Raw genomic sequence first — 19006 nt, 5'->3', positions numbered from 1 at the left:
GAGGGTCGCGAATCATACGCTCATGCGCGCTGATGCGCACCAAAGACTAGTTGAAATAGCCGCACCCGACGGCTATTTCTTTTTCCGCCGACCGGTGGCGCCCAAGCTGCGCAGCCGCTGCTGGGCCTGGGCCAGGATGGCCTTGCGGTCGCTCTTGTCGAGTTTTTTCCAACCCTTGATCTCGCGCTTGGTGCGCCCGCAGCCAATGCACACGTCGTCATCGAACTTGCAGACACTGATGCAAGGGTCTTTCATGGCGGCTACTCGCGCTGGGGATCGGGTTCCTCGTCCCACTGCCGCTCATCTTCATGCTCGCCGTCGGACGCGGGCAAGCTGGGCAGCAAATCGTCGAAGTCAGTCTTCAGACCCTCCTCCATGCTGTCGAGTTCGACCAACAAGGTGCGGAAGCTGGTTTCCTCGCGCGGCTCCTGCGGCTCCCCAGGCTCGGCACTGGCATCGGCCAGGGCCTGCAAATGCGCAGGCACCGGCGGGTCGTCGTCCTCAAGCCCGGCAATGGGCTCGGGCTCCATTTCGCGCAACTCGGCCAGCGGCGGCAATTGGTCCAGGCTCTTGAGGTTGAAGTGGTCGAGGAACGCCTTGGTGGTGGCGAACATCGCCGGGCGCCCGGGCACCTCACGGTAGCCCACCACTCGAATCCATTCGCGCTCAAGCAAGGTCTTGACGATGTTGCTGTTCACCGCCACGCCCCGCACGTCTTCAATCTCGCCGCGGGTAATCGGCTGGCGGTAGGCGATCAGCGCCATGGTTTCCAGCAGTGCGCGGGAATAACGCTGGGGGCGCTCCTCCCATAGGCGGCCGACCCAAGGCGCGTATTTCTCGCGAATCTGCAGGCGGTAGCCGTTGGCGACCTCCACCAGCTCGAAGGCGCGGTTTTCGCAGGACTTGCGCAGTACGTCCAGGGCCTTCTTGAACACCGGGGGCTCGGGCCGCTCGGCTTCTTCGAACAGTTCAAACAGCCGCTCCATGGACTGCGGCTTTCCAGAGGCCAACAGAAAAGCTTCGAGCAGGGGCGCAAGCTCGCGGGGTTCGGTCAAATTCATGGTTCAGCTCTTTATTCGGCTCTTGCCCGTACGTGGATCGCCGCAAAGGGCTCATTTTGCACCAGTTCCACCAAGGATTCCTTGACCAGTTCAAGGATGGCCATAAAAGTGACCACTACCCCCAGCTTGCCTTCCTCGGCGGTGAACAGTTCGACAAAGGGCACGAAGCCGCCGCCCTTGAGCCGCTCCAGCACATCGCTCATGCGCTCGCGGGTGGACAGTGCCTCGCGGCTGACCTGGTGGCTTTCGAACATGTCGCCGCGGCGCAGCACCTCGGCCATGGACATCAGGATCTCTTCGAGCATCACATCGGGCAACAACTTGCGCGCCTTGGCCTGCGGCGCATCGAGCTTGGGCACGTAGATATCGCGGCCTACCCGCTTGAGCCCGTCCAGGCCTTCGGCGGCAGCCTTGAAGCGTTCGTACTCCTGCAAGCGGCGGATCAGCTCTGCACGCGGGTCGCCTTCTTCCTCCTCGATCTCGGCCGAGCGCGGCAACAGCATGCGCGACTTGATCTCGGCCAGCATCGCCGCCATCACCAGATACTCTGCGGCCAATTCCAGGCGCACGGTCTTCATCAGTTCGACGTAGCCCATGTACTGCTTGGTAATTTCGGCGACCGGGATATCGAGGATGTCGACGTTCTGCTTGCGGATCAGGTACAGCAGCAAGTCCAGAGGCCCTTCAAAAGCCTCCAGGAAGACCTCCAGGGCGTCCGGCGGGATGTACAAGTCCACCGGCATCTCGGTGAAGGCTTCGCCATACACCAACGCCAGTTGTTCGGGGGCCGGGCGTTGCGGCAGGGTTTCTTCGACAGCCGTCACTTAACTCATGCCTCGACCATGAAGGGCGAAGGGTCGCCGCAGCCCACCCGCACCACTTCTGGCTCGCCATCGGCCAGGTTGATGACCGTGGAGGCTTTAAGCGTGCCATTGCCGCCATCGATGATCAGGTCGACCTGCTTCTCAAGCCTTTGGCGGATCTCGAAGGGGTCGCTCATCGGCTCACTGTCGCCCGGCAAGATCAGGCTCACGCTCATCAACGGCTCGCCAAGCTCTTCAAGCAGCGCCTTCAAGATCGGGTTCTGCGGCACGCGCAGGCCAATGGTGCGGCGCTTGGGATGCATCAGCAGGCGCGGCACCTCGCGGGTGGCGTTCAAAATAAAGGTATAGGGCCCGGGCACGTGGGCCTTGAGCAGGCGGAAGGTCGCGGTGTCGATCTTGGCGAACAGGCCCAACTGCGACAGGTCGCAACAAATCAGCGTGAAGTTGTGCTTGGGGTCTAGTTGACGCAGCCGGCCCACACGCTCGATCGCCGTCTTGTCGCCTATCTGGCAACCCAGGGCGTAGGAGGAGTCGGTGGGATAGACCACCACCCCGCCCTTGCGGATAATCTCCACGGCCTGTTTTATCAGGCGCGCCTGGGGATTGTCCGGATGAATCTGGAAGAATTGACTCACGTTCTCTACCTGTTCTTCAAACGACAGTGTGCTGCTCATGTTTGAATCGACACCATAAAGGTGGCAGATCCTCCGGCAGCGCCCGGTAGCTACCGATCTCGCCCCAGGCACCAGGACCATGGAAATCACTGCCGGCACTTACCAGCAGACCGAATTCACGCGCCAATATCGACAGTGTCCCTACTTGCTCGGCCGGCGCCATGCCGTTGACCACTTCAATGGCGTGGCCACCCGCTTGAATATAGTCGCCAATCAGCTTGCGGCGCTTGCTGCGGGTAAAATCGTAATGCAGCGGGTGCGCAAGGCTGACCCAAGCATTGGACTGGCGCAAGGTCTCGACAGTTTCCTCAAGCGTGGGCCAATGCTGCTTGACGTCGCCCAGCTTGCCGGCGCCCAACCACTTGCGAAACGCCTCGGCGCGATCCTTGACGTAGCCCTCGCGCACCAAAAAGTCAGCGAAATGCGGGCGCGCCGGCGCATTGCCGCTGTCGCCCAGCTCTTTTTGGATGGCGCGCGCGCCTTCCAGCGCCCCTGGCATGCCCTTGAGCGCCAGCTTGCGGCTGATTTCCTCGGCGCGTAGCCAGCGGCCGTGGTGCAACGTTTCGATTGCGGCGACCAACGGTGGCGCGTCGAGCTTGAAGCCGTAACCCAGCACGTGGATGGTCGCGCCCCCCCACGTGCAGGACATCTCGACGCCACTGACCCACTGCATGCCCAGCGCAAGCGCCGCGGCACGGGCCTCGGGCAGCCCTTCAAGTGTGTCATGGTCTGTCAGGGCCAGGGTCTGCACGCCATGCTCATGGGCACGCGCGACCAGCACCGTGGGGGACAAGGCGCCATCGGACGCCGTACTGTGGCAGTGCAGGTCAATATTCATGGCACTATCCCAGTCTTTGATGTTTGTTATTATGCCGTCACATCCTGCTTCTGGCTGCCATTGTGAAACAATTCATCGACTTCATCCCGCTGCTGCTGTTCTTCATCGTCTACAAACTGGACCCACGCGTTATCGACGTGGCCGGCCACGACGTGACCCTGGGTGGCATCTTCAGCGCCACGGGCGTGCTGATCGCCAGCTCCGTGGTGGTCTACGGCATCCTGTTCATCACCCAGCGCAAGCTGGAAAAAAGCCAATGGCTGACCCTGGTCGCCTGCCTGGTCTTTGGCAGCCTGACCCTGGCTTTCCATAGCGAAACCTTCCTCAAGTGGAAAGCGCCGGTGGTCAACTGGCTGTTCGCCCTGGCCTTCATCGGCAGCCACTTCATCGGCGATCGCGTGCTGATCAAGCGCATCATGGGCCACGCCCTGCAATTGCCCGATGCGGTGTGGACACGCCTGAACGTGGCCTGGATCTGCTTTTTCATCTTCTGCGGCGCTGCCAACCTGTTCGTGGCGTTCACCTTCCAGAGCTTCTGGGTGGACTTCAAGGTGTTCGGCAGCCTGGGCATGACCGTATTGTTCCTGGTGGGCCAGGGCATCTACCTGTCCCGCCACCTGCACGACAGCGATACCTCCACTCCAAAAACCGAGGACTGACATGCTTTACGCCATCATTGCCACAGACGTTGCCGACTCGCTGGAAAAACGCCTGAGCGTGCGCCCCGCACACCTCGCGCGCCTGGAAAAACTCAAGGCCGATGGGCACCTGGTCCTTGCCGGCCCGCACCCGGCCATCGAAAGCAATGACCCAGGCGCTGCAGGCTTCACCGGCAGCCTGATCGTCGCCGAGTTCGAGTCCCTGGACGCGGCCCAAGCCTGGGCCAGCGCCGATCCTTACATCGCCGCCGGCGTATACGCCGACGTGCTGGTCAAGCCGTTCAAGCAAGTCCTGCCTTAATTCGCCCTGCCCTGCACGCAAGCCAACGAGGTTTTGCGTGCAAGGCGCGAACCGATCCTGTTAAAAAGCATCCAACAATGGCTCATCATTAGCCAACGACTGCCGACAACCTGCCCAATACTGACGGCAACCAGGCGTCTGCGGTATTTTTGCAAGCGGCGGGCGCAGGCCGCGTCGCCAATGGCTGAATTGAGAGATTCATGAGCGATCTGTTACTGATTGACGACGACATAGAGCTGTGCGAACTGCTGAGCAGTTGGCTGAGCCAGGAAGGTTTCCAGGTGCGCGCTTGCCATGACGGCAACAGCGCCCGCAAGGCACTGGCCGAGGCTGCCCCGGCGGCGGTGGTGCTGGACGTGATGCTGCCCGACGGCAGTGGCCTGGAATTGCTCAAACAACTGCGCAGTGAACACGCCGACCTGCCCGTGCTGATGCTTTCGGCCCGGGGCGAGCCACTGGACCGTATCCTGGGCCTGGAGCTGGGCGCCGACGATTATCTGGCCAAGCCCTGCGATCCACGCGAATTGACCGCACGCCTGCGCGCCGTGCTGCGCCGCAGCCACCCGGCCACTGCCACCAGCCAGATCGAACTGGGCGACCTGTGCTACAGCCCGGCACGTGGGGTGGTGAGCATCGATGAGCATGACATCAGCCTGACCATCTCCGAGAGCCGCTTGCTGGAGGCGCTGCTCAAGCAGCCCGGCGAGCCGCTGGACAAGCAGGAGCTGGCGCAGATCGCCCTGGGCCGCAAGCTGACCTTGTACGACCGCAGCCTGGACATGCACGTCAGCAACCTGCGCAAAAAAGTCGGCCCCCACCCCGACGGCCGCCCGCGCATCGTGGCGCTGCGCAGCCGCGGTTACTACTACAGCGAGTAAATTCGCGGTGCCTGGTTCGCGGATAAATCCGCTCCTACAGAGAAACCCGCCCTCTGCAGGAGCGGATTGATCCGCGAAAGCCTCCCCCCGCTCCATGTGTGTAAACCTGCGGTTAAATCCTCTTTACCGAAGCTTTACCGTCGCCTGACCGCCGCTGACCTTGATCTCCCTAAACTGAGCTCATCCGGTAACACACCGGCAACGAGACAAGGAGATTCACCATGCGCAAGACTCTGATCGCCCTGATGTTCGCTGCTGCCCTGCCCACCGTGGCCATGGCCATGCCTCAAGGCGGCCCTGGCGGCGACATGGGCCCCGGCGGTCCTGGGTTCGGCCCCGGCCACCACGGCCGTGATGCCTTCAGCCAACTGGACCTGAGCCGCGAACAGCGCGAGCAAATCGGCAAGCTGATGGGTCACGAGCGCTTCGGCGACCGCGAAATCATGCACAAGTATCTGGAAAAGCTGCCGGCAGCCGACCAGAAAGCGATGAAGGATGAAATCGACGCCAAGCGTGCCAAAACTCAGGCTGAGGTGCGCGCCGTGCTCAACCCCACCCAACAGAAGCAGTTCGACGAGTTGAAGGTCAAGCAGGATCAGCGCCGGGCCGAATGGAAGGAATTCCAGGCCTGGAAAGCGCAAAAGGCCCAAAAAGCCCAGTAAACTCAAGGCCATTGTTCACCCAGCCCGGCACGCCCACGCGTGTCGGGCTTTGCTCATTTGAGGTATTCCCTTGCGCTCATTGTTCTGGCGGATCCTGGCCAGTTTCTGGCTCGCCATCGCCCTCGTTGCCGGGCTGTCCATCCTGCTGGGCCACATGCTTAACCAGGATGCCTGGATTCTCAGCCGCCACCCCGGCCTCAAGGACCTGGCCCAGAACTGGACCCAAAGCTTCGAGAAAGACGGTCAGGACTCCGCCCAGGAACTGCTCGAGCAACTCAAGCGGCGCTATCACATCGACGTACAAGTGCTGAACGAAAGCGGCGAAGCCGTGGTACCGGGGACGTTCCCGCGCCGCGCCGCCGCCTTCGAGGCCCGGCAAAACAATGACGACCGCCAATTGCCCTGGCGCCGCTTGACCACCGAATACAGCAGCCCCACCACCGGTGACACGTACCTGTTCATCTACCGAGTACCGCACCCCGAACTTGATGCCTGGCACCGCGAAAGTCTGCTGTGGCCGCTCAGCGCACTGGGCATCGCGCTGGTGGTACTGACCTTGTTCAGCCTGCTGGTCACCCTGTCGATCACCCGTCCTTTAAGCCGCCTGCGTGGCGCCGTGCATGATTTGGGGCAAACCACCTATCAACAGAACAGCCTGGCCAAGCTTGCAGGCCGGCGCGATGAATTCGGCGTGCTGGCCAACGACTTCAACCGCATGGGCGCACGCCTGCAAAGCCTGATTGGCAGCCAGCGGCAATTGCTGCGCGACGTTTCCCACGAACTACGCTCACCGCTGGCACGCTTGCGCATCGCCCTGGCGCTGGCCGAACGCGCCGAAGGCGAGCAACGCGAACGCCTGTGGCCACGCCTGACCCGCGAGTGTGATCGCCTGGAAGCCTTGATCAGTGAGATTCTGGCGCTGGCCCGGGTAGATGCCGAACATGCCACCGCCGAAACCGTGGACATCAACCTGATCCTCAGAAGCGTGCGTAAAGATGCGCACATGAGCGCCCCTGAACAATTGATCGCCCTGGACGCCCCGGCCGGCCTGACCCTGCACGGCTGGCCCAGCATGATCGAACGTGCCGTGGACAACCTGGTGCGCAACGCCGTGCGCTTCAACCCGCAAGGCCAACCCATCGAGGTCAACGCAAAACCGGTGGGCGATCGCATCGAACTGAGCGTGCGCGACCATGGCCCGGGCGTGGGTGAAGAACATTTGGCACAACTGGGCGAACCTTTTTACCGCGCACCCGGGCAAACATCACCCGGCCACGGCCTGGGCCTGGCCATTGCCAGGCGCGCGGTGGAGCGCCATGGTGGCACGCTTAACCTGGCCAACCATCCGCAGGGCGGGTTTGTGGCAACGCTGGACTTACCTCTGGTGCCCAACGCCAGTGCCTGAAACGCGCTGCAAGGCCAAGTGAGGCCTTTGTCACGGTATTGATAATGTTTTGACACAATTTTGAACTTTCTTGAAATGAAAGGCTCATACCGCGCGATCGATGTTGTTTTGCCTTCAGTCAAGGCATACACGGTCAGTGGTTGGCATCGCCAAGGTCGGCGCCTTTTATTCTCAAGGAAGCGAAATGAAGTCCATCACCAGGCCTGTAAAAAGCCTGATCAGCACCTCTGCGGCCGGCCTCACGCTATTGGGCGTTTTTACCAGCGAATGCGCCCAGGCCGCCGATCTTCCCCTGCCCGCGCAACCCCTGCTGCAACAACAGGAGCGCGACCGCGCGTTGCGCGAGCAACTTGAGCCCACGCACGATGTGCGGCTGCAACTGCCCGCCGAGCCACTGGGGGGCAACCGGCTGATCAAGGATCAAGCGCCGTGCTTTCCCATTCGCAAGATCGTACTGGGGGGCGAGGCCGCCGCGCAGTTCCAGTGGGCGCTGGCCAAGGCTGACCCCAAGGATGACCCTGCCACCGGCCAGTGCCTGGGCGCGCAAGGCATCAACCTGACCATGAAGCGTATACAGAATGCGATCATCGAGCGCGGCTATGTCACCACTCGGGTGCTGGCCCAGCCTCAAGACCTGCGCAGCGGCGTATTGCAACTGACCGTCATCCCCGGTCGCATCCATGCCATTCGCTTTGCCGCGGGCACCTCTTCACGGGCCAATGCCTGGAACGCGCTGCCGGCAAGCCCGGGCGACCTGCTCAACCTGCGCGATATCGAACAAGCGCTGGAAAACTTCAAGCGGGTGCCCACCGCAGACGCCGACATCCAGATTGCCGCCACGCAAGGCGCGAACGCCAAGCCCGGCGAGAGCGACCTGGTAATTGCCTGGAAACAGAAACTGCCAGTGCGCTTTAGCCTGTCCATGGACGACTCCGGCACCGATGCCACGGGCAAGTACCTAGGCACCGCGTCGGTGTCACTGGACAATATCCTGAGCCTCAACGATTTGTTTTACGCCAGCTACAACCATGACCTGGGTGGCGGCGACTCCGGCGACCGCGGCTCGCGTGGCCATACCCTGCACTACTCGGTGCCCTACGGTTACTGGCTGCTGGGCGTGACGTCCAGCGAATACGACTATCACCAGTCGGTGTCCGGCGCCAACCAGAGTTACCTGTACACAGGTACCAGCAAAACCAACGAGATCAGCCTGTCGCGCTTGCTCTACCGCGATGCGGTGCGCAAGACCACGGCCACGTTGAGCGGCTGGACGCGCAGCTCGCAGAACTACATCGATGACACCCAGATCGAAATCCAGCGTCGGCGCATGGCTGGCTGGGCATTCGGGCTCAGCCATCGCGAATTCATCGGTACCGCGACACTGGACGTAGGCGCCAATTACAAGCGCGGCACGGGTGCACGCAATGCCCTGTCCGCGCCTGAGGAGACACTGAACCAAGGCACTTCAAGGGCCGAGATCATCACCTCCGACGCCCAGCTGTCGATACCGTTCGGCCTGGGCAGCCAGCGCCTGCGCTACACCAGCACGTGGCGCGCGCAATGGAACCGCACCCCCTTGGTACCCCAGGACCGCTTCTCCATCGGCGGGCGCTATTCGGTACGTGGCTTCGACGGAGAAAACATCCTCTCGGCAGACCGCGGCTGGCTGAACCGCAACGACTTGGCGTTGGCCCTGGGCAACAGCGGCCAGGAAACCTACCTGGGTGTCGATTACGGTGAAGTCGGCGGGCAGTCCAGCCGCTACTTAAGCGGCACGCACCTGGCCGGCGCCGTGGTGGGTTTGCGTGGCGGTTACCAGAGCATTTCCTATGACGTGTTTGTCGGGCAACCCTTGAGCAAGCCGAAAGGGTTCGACACCGCCAGCACCACCGCAGGCTTCAGCCTGACCTGGTCTATGTGAGCACCGCCATGCTGATCGATGACTTTGAATTGATTGCACCCGGTTTTACCGACGCCCCCTGGAGCGAAACACAGGCGCTGGGCTGCGCGGTGTGGCTATGGATGCACTCCAAAGCCCACCGGGACATGCCCTTGCACGCCCTCAACAAGCTGCTGTTGCCAGCCCTGCGCCAGCGCCAATTCATGATTGGCAGCCAGCAGGGCCGGCCGGTGTTCTACGTGTCCTGGAGTTACTTCAGCGCCGAGGCCGAACGTCGCTACCTGGATAACGCTGCGCTCGAACTGCCGGAGCACGACTGGAACAGCGGTGAACGAATGTGGTTTCACGATTGGGTCGCCCCGTTTGGCCACAGCACGCAAGTCGCTCGGTTGCTGCAACGGCGCTTTTTTACCGACCGTTGCATGCGCGGGCTGTACCACCGCGGTGACGAACGTGGGCTGCAAATCAAACAGTTCCAAGGCATCAAAGTAATGCCCGCCGAGGCCCGCGCCTGGTTTGCCACCCATGCCGTGGCCCGCAGCGCGTAAGACGTCGCACGCTAGAATTCAAAGGGATTTGTATGAACAAGCATCTGTATCGCATTGTTTTCAACAAGGCACGCGGCCTGTTGATGGTGGTTGCCGAAAACGTTCTGGGTAGCCGTAAAGCCGGTGGGCGCGACTCGCCCAAAGCGGTCGCGACGGCAAATGGACCGCTGCTGACCTTGCGCCCGCTACGCTGGTCGCTCATGGCGGCTCTGGGGCTGATTGCCTTGGTTGCTCAGCCCGCCTGGGCCGATATCGTTGCCGACCATGGTGCGCCGGCGGGGCAACAGCCCGGCGTGATCACTACCGCCAATGGTGTGCCGCAAGTCAATATTCAAACACCCAGTGCCGCGGGCGTGTCGCACAATACCTATAGCCAGTTCGACGTGAATACCCAGGGCGCGATCCTCAACAACTCGCGCACCAACGTGCAAACCCAACTGGGCGGCTGGATCGAAGGCAACCAGGCGCTGGCCAACGGCACCGCGCGGGTCATCCTCAACGAGGTCAACGCTACCAACCCCAGCCAATTGCGTGGCTACGTCGAAGTGGGCGGTGATCGCGCGCAGGTCGTCATCGCCAACCCGGCGGGCATCGCCTGCGACGGTTGCGGTTTTATCAACGCCAACCGCGCCACATTGACCACCGGTACCGTGCAAATGCAGGACGGGCAAATCCAGGGGTATCGGGTGGGCGGCGGCAAGGTTTCCATCACCGGCAAAGGGCTGGATGCCGGACAAACCGACTACACCGACGTGATCGCCCGCTCGGTAGAGGTCAATGCCGGTGTCTGGGCCAACGATTTGCGCGTGACTGCCGGGGCCAATCAGGTCAATGCGGACAACACCACGGCCACCCCCATCGCAGGAACCGGCGACACCCCTAGCGTTGCCATCGACGTCGCGCAACTAGGCGGCATGTATGCGGGCAAGATCAAGCTGGTGGGTACCGAGGCCGGCATGGGCGTGCGCAACGCCGGGCAGATCGGCGCCAGCGCGGGTGACGTGGTCATCAGTGCGGATGGGCAACTGAGCAACCGTGGCCAGATCAGCAGCACCGGTAACCTGCAACTGACCGGCCAACGCGGTATCGATAACAGCGGTGACCTTTACAGCCAAGGCGACGCCACACTAACCACCGCCGGCACCCTGGCCAACAGCGCGCAGGTCGCTGCCGCGCGGCATGTCACCCTGTCGGCCGCCCAGGTCAGCAACAGTAACAAGGGTTTGCTGGCCGCCGGGGTGAACGCCGACGGGCTGGTCACCGGCAATGGCACGCTCAATGTCAGCGCGCAGCAGGCGATCAACAATCAGGGCAGCGCCCTTGCCGCTGGCGATGTGAGCTTAAACGCCGCTCAACTGAATTTGGCTGGCAGTGACAGCTCGGGGCAAAACATTAACCTGCACGCCGGCAACGGCGACATTGACCTGGCAGGCGCCACCGTGGACAGCGCGCAAACCCTGAGCGCCTCCGCCAGCCAGGCGTTAAAAACCGACGCCGCTAAAATCAAAGCACAGCGTATCCAACTGACCGCCCGCGACCTGAGCAACCGCCAGGGCAAAATCCTGCAAACGGGCGCTGGCACGCTGCAAGTGACGGTCAGCGGGCTGCTGGACAACAGCGGCGGCACCCTGGCCAACGAGGGCGACATCAGGCTCGCCAGCGGCCGCTTGCTGAATCAGGGCGGCACCTTGGGCTCCGTCAGTGGCGAGCTCCATGTGACTGCCAGCGACCTGTTCGATAACACCAGCGGCGTAGCCCTGGCCCTCGGCGCAATCACGATCAACAGCCAAGGGCTGACCAACACCAACGGCCAGGTCAGCGGCGCCGACCTGCATCTGAACAGTGGCGGGCAAGCGCTGCTCAACCACGGCGGCCTGGTGCTAGGCAAGGCCGTGGACATCCAAAGCGGCGAGTTGAACAACCAGGCGGGGCTCATTCAGGCCAGCGGCTTGTTGACCGTGAACACCCACGGCCAAACGCTACTCAACAGCGACTCGGGCACCCACAACGGCCTGCTCGGGCAGGGCGGCCTGGCCTTGTACGCGGGCCTGTTGAACAACAATGCCGGCTTTATCGGCAGCCAAGGTGATATCACCCTGGCTGCCTCGCAGTTTGACAACACCGCCGGGGCCACCCTGACCGGCGAGAAGTCACTGACCCTGAACGCCGCAGGCCTGAACAACCAAGGCGGGGCAATCCAGACCCTGGGCGCCGCCAGCCTGAACCTTGCCAATGGCCAGTTGAGCAATGCCGGCGGCCTGCTGCGCGCTGGCGGCAGCCTGGATATTGTCGCAGGCATACTCGACAACCAAAACACCCGAGGCACTGACCTGGGCATCGAAGGGCGCGCCCTGCTGATTGACGCGGCGCAGGTCAACAACCAAAGCGGCGCGCTGCGTGCCGACGAAACCCTGACCCTGCAAAGCGCCGGCCACCTGGATAACAGCCAAGGCCTGGTGTCCTCAAGCAAGCAATTACTCATCAAGGATACCCAGGCCCATCGCACGCTGGCAGTGACCAACAACGGCGGCACCTTGATCGCAGGCGATCAGCTCAGTATCACCAGTGCCAGCCTGGGCGGCACCGGTAGCACCCTCAGTACCGGCGATATCAACCTGGACCTGGGCTCAAGCCTGGTCAACAGCGGCACGCTACAAGCCAACGGCACCATCGATATCAAGCTGCAAGGCAGCCTCGACAACCAGGCAGGCTTGCTGGCAGGCAATGCCTTGAAGGTATCGGCCAGCAGCGTGACCAACCGCGCGAACGGTGAGATCAGCGCCGCCCAAGTCACCCTCAATGCCACCGGCAACATCGACAACCGCGGCCTGATCGACGCACAAATCACCCGCATCAACAGCAGCGTGCTGAACAACCTGGGCAGCGGCCGCCTCTATGGCGATCAAGTGTCGATTGCCGTGCAAACCTTGAACAACGACGTGGAAAACGGTCAGGCCGCGGTGATCGCTGCGCGCAACCGCCTGGACATCGGCGCCCAGTCGATCCTCAATCGTGAGCATGCATTGTTGTTCAGTGCCGGCGACCTGCATATCGGCGGCGCCCTGGATGCGGACGGCCACGCCAGCGGCCAAGCGGCCTTGCTGCAAAACGCCAGTGCCACCATTGAGGCGCTGGGCGATTTGAGCCTGGCCAGCGCGGTGATCCGCAACACCAATGAGCATTTCAGTACCCACCAAGTAGTGGTGGGTAGCCAGACGCTGCAAGACTATCAACTGACCGGCTCGCCCACGCGCTACCAGCCCAGCGAGATTTCCATCTACAACGATGAAGTCGATCACCTGCGCACTCCCGCCGGCAATAACGACAACTTCAACCGCTACGACTACACCCGCACCACCACTGAAACCCAGGTACTGACCTCTGACCCCGGCCAGATCCTGTCCGGTGGTTCGATGCTGCTCACCGCCAACACGGCGCTGAACGACAACAGCCAGATCCTTGCCGGTGGTGTGCTGACCGGCAACATCGGGCAGTTGAACAACACCGAAACCGCAGGGCAGCGCGTCACCACCGACAGCGGCACGGTGTCCCATTTCTACCGCATCCAACGCAAGGGCCGCGACCGCCAGGGCCGCGACACCACGGCCTACAACCCGGCTGCCAGCGTTGTGGATATCTTCGTGCAACCCACGCGCTACACGGGCAATACCAACCAGGGCGGCAGTGGCACGCAGTTGGCCGATCGCCAGGTTAACCAGGTCAACCAGCAGGCGACGGGCGCCCAAGGTGCCAACGTCAACCTGGCCAATGGCCGCAACGTCACCCCGGTTGAAGAAGTGACCGCGTTGCAAGGCACCAGTGGCGACAGCGAATCGATCCGCAGCGGCGGCATCAACGTGCAACTGCCCGACAACAGCCTGTTCCATGTCGACCCCCAGGCCACGCCCGGCTATATCGTGGAGAGCGACCCGCGCTTTACCAGTTACCGCGATTGGCTGTCGTCGGACTACATGCTCGACCGCCTGTCCCTGAACCCGGCCCTGACCCTGACTCGCCTGGGCGATGGCTTCTATGAACAGAAACTGGTGCGCGAGCAAGTCGCGCAACTGACCGGCCGCCGCTTCCTGGATGGCTATGCCAGCGACGAGAGCCAGTACCGCGCGCTGCTCGACAACGGCCTGACCTACGCGGGCCAGTGGAACCTGGTGCCTGGCGTGGCCTTGACCACCGAACAAATGGCGCAACTGACCAGCGACATTGTCTGGCTGGTGGAAAAGGACGTGACCCTGCCCGACGGCACTGTCGGTAAAGCCTTGGCGCCCGAGGTCTACGTGCGCGTGCGTGACGGTGACATCAACGGCGCGGGTGGTTTGCTCAGCGGTAATGCAGTGGACTTGAACGTCAAGGGCGACCTGGTCAACAGCAGTACCCTGGCTGGGCGCAGCGTGCTGGCGATCACCGCGCAAAACATCCAGAACCTGGGTGGCCGGCTGTCCGGTGGCGAGGTTGGCGTGCAGGCGCTCACCGATCTGAACAACCTGGGCGGCATAATCGACGCCAGTAAAAGCCTGACGGTCAGCGCAGGCCGCGACATTAACCTGGTGTCCAGCACCCGTGACACCCAAAGCACCCAAGGCACCGCCACCCAAGTCTCCCGGGTGGCCGGGCTTTACGTCTCTGGCCCCGCCGCCTCGCTGGTGGCCAGCGCCGGGCGCGACATCAATATGCAGGCTGCACAGGTCACCCAGATTGACGAGGGCGGCACCACGACCCTCAATGCAGGCCATGACCTCAACCTGGGCACGGTGACCGAGAAACGCAGCCAAAGCGTGAAATGGAACGCCAGCAACTGGCGCGAAGACACTAGCCGCACCGAAGTCGGCAGCACCGTGGATGGCTCAGGCGATGTGCGCTTGCTGGCCGGCAACGACATCAATGCGCGCGGCGCCAGCCTCACCAGCGCACAGGGTGCGGTGCAAGCGGCGGCCGACCATGACATCAACCTGACTGAGAGCCGCCAATACAACAGTGTCGACGAGGCGCACAAGGTCAAGGGCGGCAACAGTCTGTTCTCCAGCAAAACCACCACCACGCGCGACACCCTGGCCGAAGATCGCGCCAAGGGCACCACTGTCAGCAGCGAGTCGGCTTACCTGCAAGCCGGCAATGACCTCAGGCTCCAAGGCAGTAACGTGGTGTCCACTGACGGAACCACGCTGACCGCCGGGCACGACGTGCAAATACTGGCCGCCACTGACACCGTCAACGAAAAGCACACCAAGGACGTCAAGCAAAGCGGCCTGTTCAGCGGCGGCGGTGTCGCGGTGACCATGGGCACGCAGCAACAAAGCGCGAAAAACACCTCTGACATCGACAGCAGCGCGGCCAGCACCGTGGGTGCCACCAACGGCAACGTCAATATCATCGCCGGCAATAACTACCGCCAAGTGGGCAGCGACGTCTCCGCCCCGGTCGGCGATGTGAATATCCAGGCGCAGAAAGTCGACATCCTGGAGGCCCAGAATGCCCAACATGCCACCCAGGAAAGCCGCTTCAAGCAGAGTGGCCTGACCGTCACGCTGACTAACCCGGTGGTCACGGCCCTGCAAACCGCCCAACACATGGGCAATGCCGCGGGCGACACGGATGATAACCGCCTGAAAATCCTGGCTGCCGCCAACGCCGGGCTCGAGACTGCAAGCGCCTACAGCGCCGTGGTAGCCAACCCGGCCCAGGCCGGTGGCATCAACGTGAGCATTTCCATCGGCACCAACAGCAACGAAAGCCAGAGCGAGCAAACCGGCAGCAAAGCGACCGGCTCTTCGGTGCGCGCCGGCGGCGACGTCAATATCACCGCCACAGGTGCAGGACAGGCCAGCGACATTACCGTGCAGGGCAGCGAAATCACTGCCGGGCGCGACGCCAACCTCAAGGCCGATGGCGACATCGCGTTGTTGGCAGCACAAAATACCGTCGAGTCCCATGGCACCAACAAGGGTAGCAGCGCCAGCCTGGGCATCGGCTTCGCGGTGGGCGGCACGCAAAATGGTTTTACCCTCAATGCCGGCGCGTCGATGAACCGCGGCAACGCCGACGGCAATGACCTGGTATGGAGCAACACCCACGTCAATGCTGGCAACAGCGTGTTGCTGCAATCGGGTGGCGATACCCAACTCAAGGGCGCCGTGGTGGCCGCGCCGCAAGTGCGCGCCGATGTGGGCGGCAACCTCAGCATCGAAAGCCTGCAGGACACCAGCACCTACGCCTCCAAGCAAAGCAGCACCGGCGTGGGCGTGAGCCTGTGCATTCCGCCGTTCTGCTACGGCATGTCCAGCGCCAGCGTCAGCCTGAACAACAGCAAGGACAAGTCCGACTTCGCCAGCGTGCTCGAACAAAGCGGCATCCAGGCCGGCGACGGCGGCTTCGATGTGCGCGTCAAAGGCAACACCGACCTGGTGGGCGGGGTAATCGCCAGCAGTGACGCGGCCATCGCCAATGGCAAGAACACCTTGAGCACCGGCACCCTGACCACCGCCGACCTGCTCAACCGCTCCAGCGCCAGCGCCAGTACCAGCGGCGTGTCGTTGAGCTCGGACATGTTTACCCAAGGCAAATATGGCGCAAGCAAAGGGATCGTCAGCACCTTGCTCAACAATGGCCAGGACTCCAGTTCCTCGCAAGGCGCTACCCGCAGCGCCGTGAGTGCCGGCAACGTGGTGATCGGCGATGGGTCCGGGCAGTGGCTGCTGACCGGCCAGGACGCCAATCAGACCATCGCCGGCCTGAACCGCGACACCGCCAATGCGCAGGACGCCGTGGGCAAGCAGGACGTGGCCAAGCTGGCCAAGTCTGCCGCGGCCCAGCAGGCGATCAAGAACGAAACCTACCGGCAGATGGTGCAGTTCACCGACGAGGCCTACCGCACCATGTTCGTGAAAGAAGCCAAGATGTTCGTGGTGCTCACGGACGAAAACGGTAAGGTGATTACCGACGACAACGGTATCCCACAACGGCGGGAACTGAACGCGGACGAAAAAGCCAACCTGCAACGCAGCTCCGATAACAAGGTGCACCTGGCCGACAACGGTATCTTCAATGACGAAGACGGCGCGGCAAAATACGCGGTCCAGCACCGTGACCCCGACGTCACTGGCCCACAGTATTTCATCTGGTTCCCGCAGGCCGACAATTCGCTTTCGGAGCTACTGGTCGCCGCTTACCAGAAAAACCTGGAAAACAACTTCTGGGGGCTGGCCAACGCTACCGAGCAAACCCGCACCGCCATGCTCAACTACGGCGAAAGCGGCCTGCACCTGGACGGCCATAGCCGCGGCACGATGACGGTGGGCAACGCCATGGGCTCCATTATGTCGCTGCCCGATGCCGTCGGCAGCCTGAGCGACACCCAGATCAATTTCTTTGGTGCCGCGTACAGTGTCTACAAGGCCGACGAGCAATTGGCGACCCTGCAAAACCGCGATGCCGTGAGCAGCCCGAGCAAAAGAGACGACATGGTGCTGCAGTATCAGATCCACGAGAACGATCCCGTGGGCCGTTCATTCTTCGTCGGCGACAACCCAAGTACGGGCGGTGTATTGCCAGACACCACCAATGGCTTCAAAGAGTTTCTTAACGTGCTTGGCGGCACCTACACCGTGCACAACTGTTACGGTGCGGCAGCGCCCGCTGCCTGCCAGCAGTATTGGACCGACCAGAAAGACAACAAAGCCCACTACGTCAAAGTCAATGCGAAGCAGGAGTAATCCCCATGCGCCTCAGCGCCCTTGTTTGTATCGCAACTGCGCTGCTGATCAGCGCCTGCCACGCCAAACCCTTTCAACCGCCGCCGGCAGACGTCGAAATGTGGCAAAAACCGGGGGGCAACAAAGACGATGTCCGCCAGGCGATGACCGCCTGCGGCTACCCGAACTATTCGGGAATGGATGGTAAAGCGACCACTGAACAGCAGGCCGAGCGCTTCGAATGCATGAAGCACGCGGGGCTAGTGCGCACAGATGGCTTTGACCTGTGCACCACTTTACGCGCCCAGAAAATCATGGCCTGCCAGCCGCATAACTGAACGTCGGCCACACGGGCCGTGACAAGGAGGTAACACGATGAAATACCTGACAAACCTGGCCCTACTGCTGTCCTTGGGCGGATGCGTGACCCTATCCGGCGATTACGACGTCAGCGCCAAGGATGCTTCGGGCAAGGCGCAGGGCTACACCATTGCCACCCAGGGGCGCGGCATCTACACCGCGCGCAACGCCTTGTGTTCGGCCTACCCAGGCGCCGTGGTAACCATCGTCGACAGCCACAGCGGCAAGGAACTGGGCAGCGAAAGCCCTTACCGTTGCCGTTGACCGGAGGCGTGCCCATGAAGTATTTGACGTGTGCCTGCGCGGCCGCCCTGCTACTGGCCGGCTGCGGTAACCTGGCCAACGTGCGCGCCTATTCGACACCTTATGGCGAACCGCAAAGCGGTGACACCGCGCGCCTGCGGGTGATCACCAACGGCATGCTGCGCGCGGTCCCCGGGCGCGACTGCATCGATTGGCGCAGCCCGGGGGCGGGCGTGATGGCCGTGACCCAATCCGGTTTCGCCAACCGTAATAACCAGGTGTTGGGCATGCCGCCCGGCACCATCGAGGTGCACGCGCAGGGCGACTCAGTGGCGCGTACCGAACTGAAGATCCCGGCGGGCAAACCCACGGCTTTCAACTTCCAGAGCGAGGGCAGCGTTTCCGGCGGCTACCGCTACAGCTGCCAGCAATCGTTCCGCTTCACACCCGAAGCGGGCAAGGACTATCAGTTGATCGTGCTGGAAGGCGGCCAATGCCAGCTCAACCTGCAAACACTGGGCGGTGGCGAAAGCCAGGTGGCGTTGCAAAAAGCGTCGTTGTGCAACGCGGCAGACGCCTTTTAACGCGGCGGCAAAGGGCCGAAAGGCCCTGTTGCTCAATCTGCAGACGAAAAAAAGCCCGCACAAGGCGGGCTTTCTTTTGAAATCAGGCGTTCAGTGGTCCTGATCTCTAATATGGCGCAGCGGACGGGACTCGAACCCGCGACCCCCGGCGTGACAGGCCGGTATTCTAACCGACTGAACTACCGCTGCGCGATACACTTAGAGAGAATGGTGGGTGATGACGGGATCGAACCGCCGACCCTCTGCTTGTAAGGCAGATGCTCTCCCAGCTGAGCTAATCACCCTTTGTCTCTCGGTGTGGCGCGCATTCTACGGACGCACCTATAGTCTGGCAAGCACTTTTTTAAATTATTTTACGAGGCCTTC

The 19006-nt window shown here is 62.2% G+C and carries 16 protein-coding genes and 2 tRNA genes; 11 read left to right on the top strand and 7 right to left on the bottom strand.

Going from position 1 to position 19006, the window contains the following annotated elements; genetic code table 11:
* Positions 1-72: 72 nt before the first annotated feature.
* The 5 genes from L9B60_RS18295 to L9B60_RS18275 are packed head-to-tail and all read right to left on the bottom strand — an operon-like array spanning position 73 to position 3397.
* Positions 73-255, bottom strand: a complete 183-nt coding sequence (locus tag L9B60_RS18295; protein WP_249672151.1) for a DUF1289 domain-containing protein — start codon at positions 253-255, stop codon at positions 73-75.
* A gap of 5 nt (positions 256-260) precedes the next feature.
* The gene (gene scpB / locus L9B60_RS18290; RefSeq protein ID WP_249672150.1) at positions 261-1061 is read right to left on the bottom strand and encodes an SMC-Scp complex subunit ScpB; all 801 of its coding nucleotides are present in this window, start codon (positions 1059-1061) and stop codon (positions 261-263) included.
* A gap of 11 nt (positions 1062-1072) precedes the next feature.
* Positions 1073-1885 (bottom strand): segregation and condensation protein A, encoded by an 813-nt coding sequence (locus L9B60_RS18285; protein WP_498371214.1) that lies wholly within the window; start codon positions 1883-1885, stop codon positions 1073-1075.
* Between the two features lie 5 nt (positions 1886-1890).
* The gene (locus L9B60_RS18280) at positions 1891-2520 is read right to left on the bottom strand and encodes an L-threonylcarbamoyladenylate synthase (RefSeq protein WP_249679773.1); all 630 of its coding nucleotides are present in this window, start codon (positions 2518-2520) and stop codon (positions 1891-1893) included.
* A gap of 16 nt (positions 2521-2536) precedes the next feature.
* A complete protein-coding gene (locus tag L9B60_RS18275; protein ID WP_249672149.1) occupies positions 2537-3397 on the bottom strand; it encodes a PHP domain-containing protein in 861 nt (286 codons plus the stop codon).
* Between the two features lie 62 nt (positions 3398-3459).
* Here L9B60_RS18275 and L9B60_RS18270 point away from each other — a divergent pair, with 62 nt between their 5' ends.
* The 11 genes from L9B60_RS18270 to L9B60_RS18220 all read left to right on the top strand — a co-directional run bounded on the left by L9B60_RS18270 (position 3460) and on the right by L9B60_RS18220 (position 18640).
* On the top strand, positions 3460-4056 hold the full coding sequence (locus L9B60_RS18270; RefSeq protein WP_249672148.1) for a septation protein A: 597 nt from the start codon (positions 3460-3462) through the stop codon (positions 4054-4056).
* A 1-nt stretch (position 4057) separates the two neighbouring features.
* Positions 4058-4357, top strand: coding sequence for a YciI family protein (locus tag L9B60_RS18265; RefSeq protein ID WP_249672147.1), 300 nt, complete (start codon positions 4058-4060; stop codon positions 4355-4357).
* 200 nt (positions 4358-4557) lie between these two features.
* Positions 4558-5235, top strand: a complete 678-nt coding sequence (locus L9B60_RS18260) for a response regulator transcription factor (RefSeq protein ID WP_249672146.1) — start codon at positions 4558-4560, stop codon at positions 5233-5235.
* Positions 5236-5456: 221 nt separating this feature from the next.
* A complete protein-coding gene (locus tag L9B60_RS18255) occupies positions 5457-5897 on the top strand; it encodes an LTXXQ domain protein (RefSeq protein ID WP_249672145.1) in 441 nt (146 codons plus the stop codon).
* Positions 5898-5967: 70 nt separating this feature from the next.
* Positions 5968-7302 carry a sensor histidine kinase gene (locus L9B60_RS18250; RefSeq protein WP_249672144.1) on the top strand — a complete coding sequence of 445 codons (1335 nt, stop codon included), beginning with the start codon at positions 5968-5970 and terminating at the stop codon, positions 7300-7302.
* Positions 7303-7486: 184 nt separating this feature from the next.
* Entirely contained in the window at positions 7487-9223 is a 1737-nt protein-coding gene (locus tag L9B60_RS18245) for a ShlB/FhaC/HecB family hemolysin secretion/activation protein (RefSeq protein WP_249672143.1), read from the top strand.
* Positions 9224-9231: 8 nt separating this feature from the next.
* Positions 9232-9750, top strand: coding sequence for a toxin-activating lysine-acyltransferase (locus L9B60_RS18240; RefSeq protein WP_249672142.1), 519 nt, complete (start codon positions 9232-9234; stop codon positions 9748-9750).
* Between the two features lie 32 nt (positions 9751-9782).
* Positions 9783-17474, top strand: coding sequence for a hemagglutinin repeat-containing protein (locus L9B60_RS18235; protein WP_249672141.1), 7692 nt, complete (start codon positions 9783-9785; stop codon positions 17472-17474).
* 5 nt (positions 17475-17479) lie between these two features.
* The gene (locus L9B60_RS18230; protein ID WP_249672140.1) at positions 17480-17791 is read left to right on the top strand and encodes a hypothetical protein; all 312 of its coding nucleotides are present in this window, start codon (positions 17480-17482) and stop codon (positions 17789-17791) included.
* A gap of 37 nt (positions 17792-17828) precedes the next feature.
* The gene (locus tag L9B60_RS18225) at positions 17829-18077 is read left to right on the top strand and encodes a hypothetical protein (protein ID WP_249672139.1); all 249 of its coding nucleotides are present in this window, start codon (positions 17829-17831) and stop codon (positions 18075-18077) included.
* A gap of 14 nt (positions 18078-18091) precedes the next feature.
* A complete protein-coding gene (locus L9B60_RS18220; RefSeq protein ID WP_249672138.1) occupies positions 18092-18640 on the top strand; it encodes a hypothetical protein in 549 nt (182 codons plus the stop codon).
* A 112-nt stretch (positions 18641-18752) separates the two neighbouring features.
* Here L9B60_RS18220 and L9B60_RS18215 read toward each other — a convergent pair.
* Together L9B60_RS18215 and L9B60_RS18210 are read right to left on the bottom strand one after the other, a co-directional pair.
* A tRNA-Asp gene (locus L9B60_RS18215) sits at positions 18753-18829 on the bottom strand.
* A 19-nt stretch (positions 18830-18848) separates the two neighbouring features.
* A tRNA-Val gene (locus L9B60_RS18210) sits at positions 18849-18924 on the bottom strand.
* Between the last annotated feature and the right edge of the window lie 82 nt (positions 18925-19006).

Origin of the sequence: Pseudomonas abieticivorans, from assembly GCF_023509015.1 — a bacterium.
Lineage (GTDB): Bacteria > Pseudomonadota > Gammaproteobacteria > Pseudomonadales > Pseudomonadaceae > Aquipseudomonas > Aquipseudomonas abieticivorans.
This window is presented reverse-complemented; position numbering and strand designations above follow the sequence as displayed.

What these genes read in the sequence shown, in the direction of transcription:
- L9B60_RS18230 (WP_249672140.1), top strand. Translation starts at nt 17,480, where the DNA reads ATGCGCCTCAGCGCCCTTGTTTGTATCGCAACTGCGCTGCTGATCAGC.
- L9B60_RS18220 (WP_249672138.1), top strand. Translation starts at nt 18,092, where the DNA reads ATGAAGTATTTGACGTGTGCCTGCGCGGCCGCCCTGCTACTGGCCGGC.
- scpB (WP_249672150.1), bottom strand. Translation starts at nt 1,061, where the DNA reads ATGAATTTGACCGAACCCCGCGAGCTTGCGCCCCTGCTCGAAGCTTTT.
- L9B60_RS18245 (WP_249672143.1), top strand. Translation starts at nt 7,487, where the DNA reads ATGAAGTCCATCACCAGGCCTGTAAAAAGCCTGATCAGCACCTCTGCG.
- L9B60_RS18255 (WP_249672145.1), top strand. Translation starts at nt 5,457, where the DNA reads ATGCGCAAGACTCTGATCGCCCTGATGTTCGCTGCTGCCCTGCCCACC.
- L9B60_RS18265 (WP_249672147.1), top strand. Translation starts at nt 4,058, where the DNA reads ATGCTTTACGCCATCATTGCCACAGACGTTGCCGACTCGCTGGAAAAA.
- L9B60_RS18240 (WP_249672142.1), top strand. Translation starts at nt 9,232, where the DNA reads ATGCTGATCGATGACTTTGAATTGATTGCACCCGGTTTTACCGACGCC.
- L9B60_RS18260 (WP_249672146.1), top strand. Translation starts at nt 4,558, where the DNA reads ATGAGCGATCTGTTACTGATTGACGACGACATAGAGCTGTGCGAACTG.
- L9B60_RS18295 (WP_249672151.1), bottom strand. Translation starts at nt 255, where the DNA reads ATGAAAGACCCTTGCATCAGTGTCTGCAAGTTCGATGACGACGTGTGC.
- L9B60_RS18225 (WP_249672139.1), top strand. Translation starts at nt 17,829, where the DNA reads ATGAAATACCTGACAAACCTGGCCCTACTGCTGTCCTTGGGCGGATGC.
- L9B60_RS18275 (WP_249672149.1), bottom strand. Translation starts at nt 3,397, where the DNA reads ATGAATATTGACCTGCACTGCCACAGTACGGCGTCCGATGGCGCCTTG.
- L9B60_RS18235 (WP_249672141.1), top strand. Translation starts at nt 9,783, where the DNA reads ATGAACAAGCATCTGTATCGCATTGTTTTCAACAAGGCACGCGGCCTG.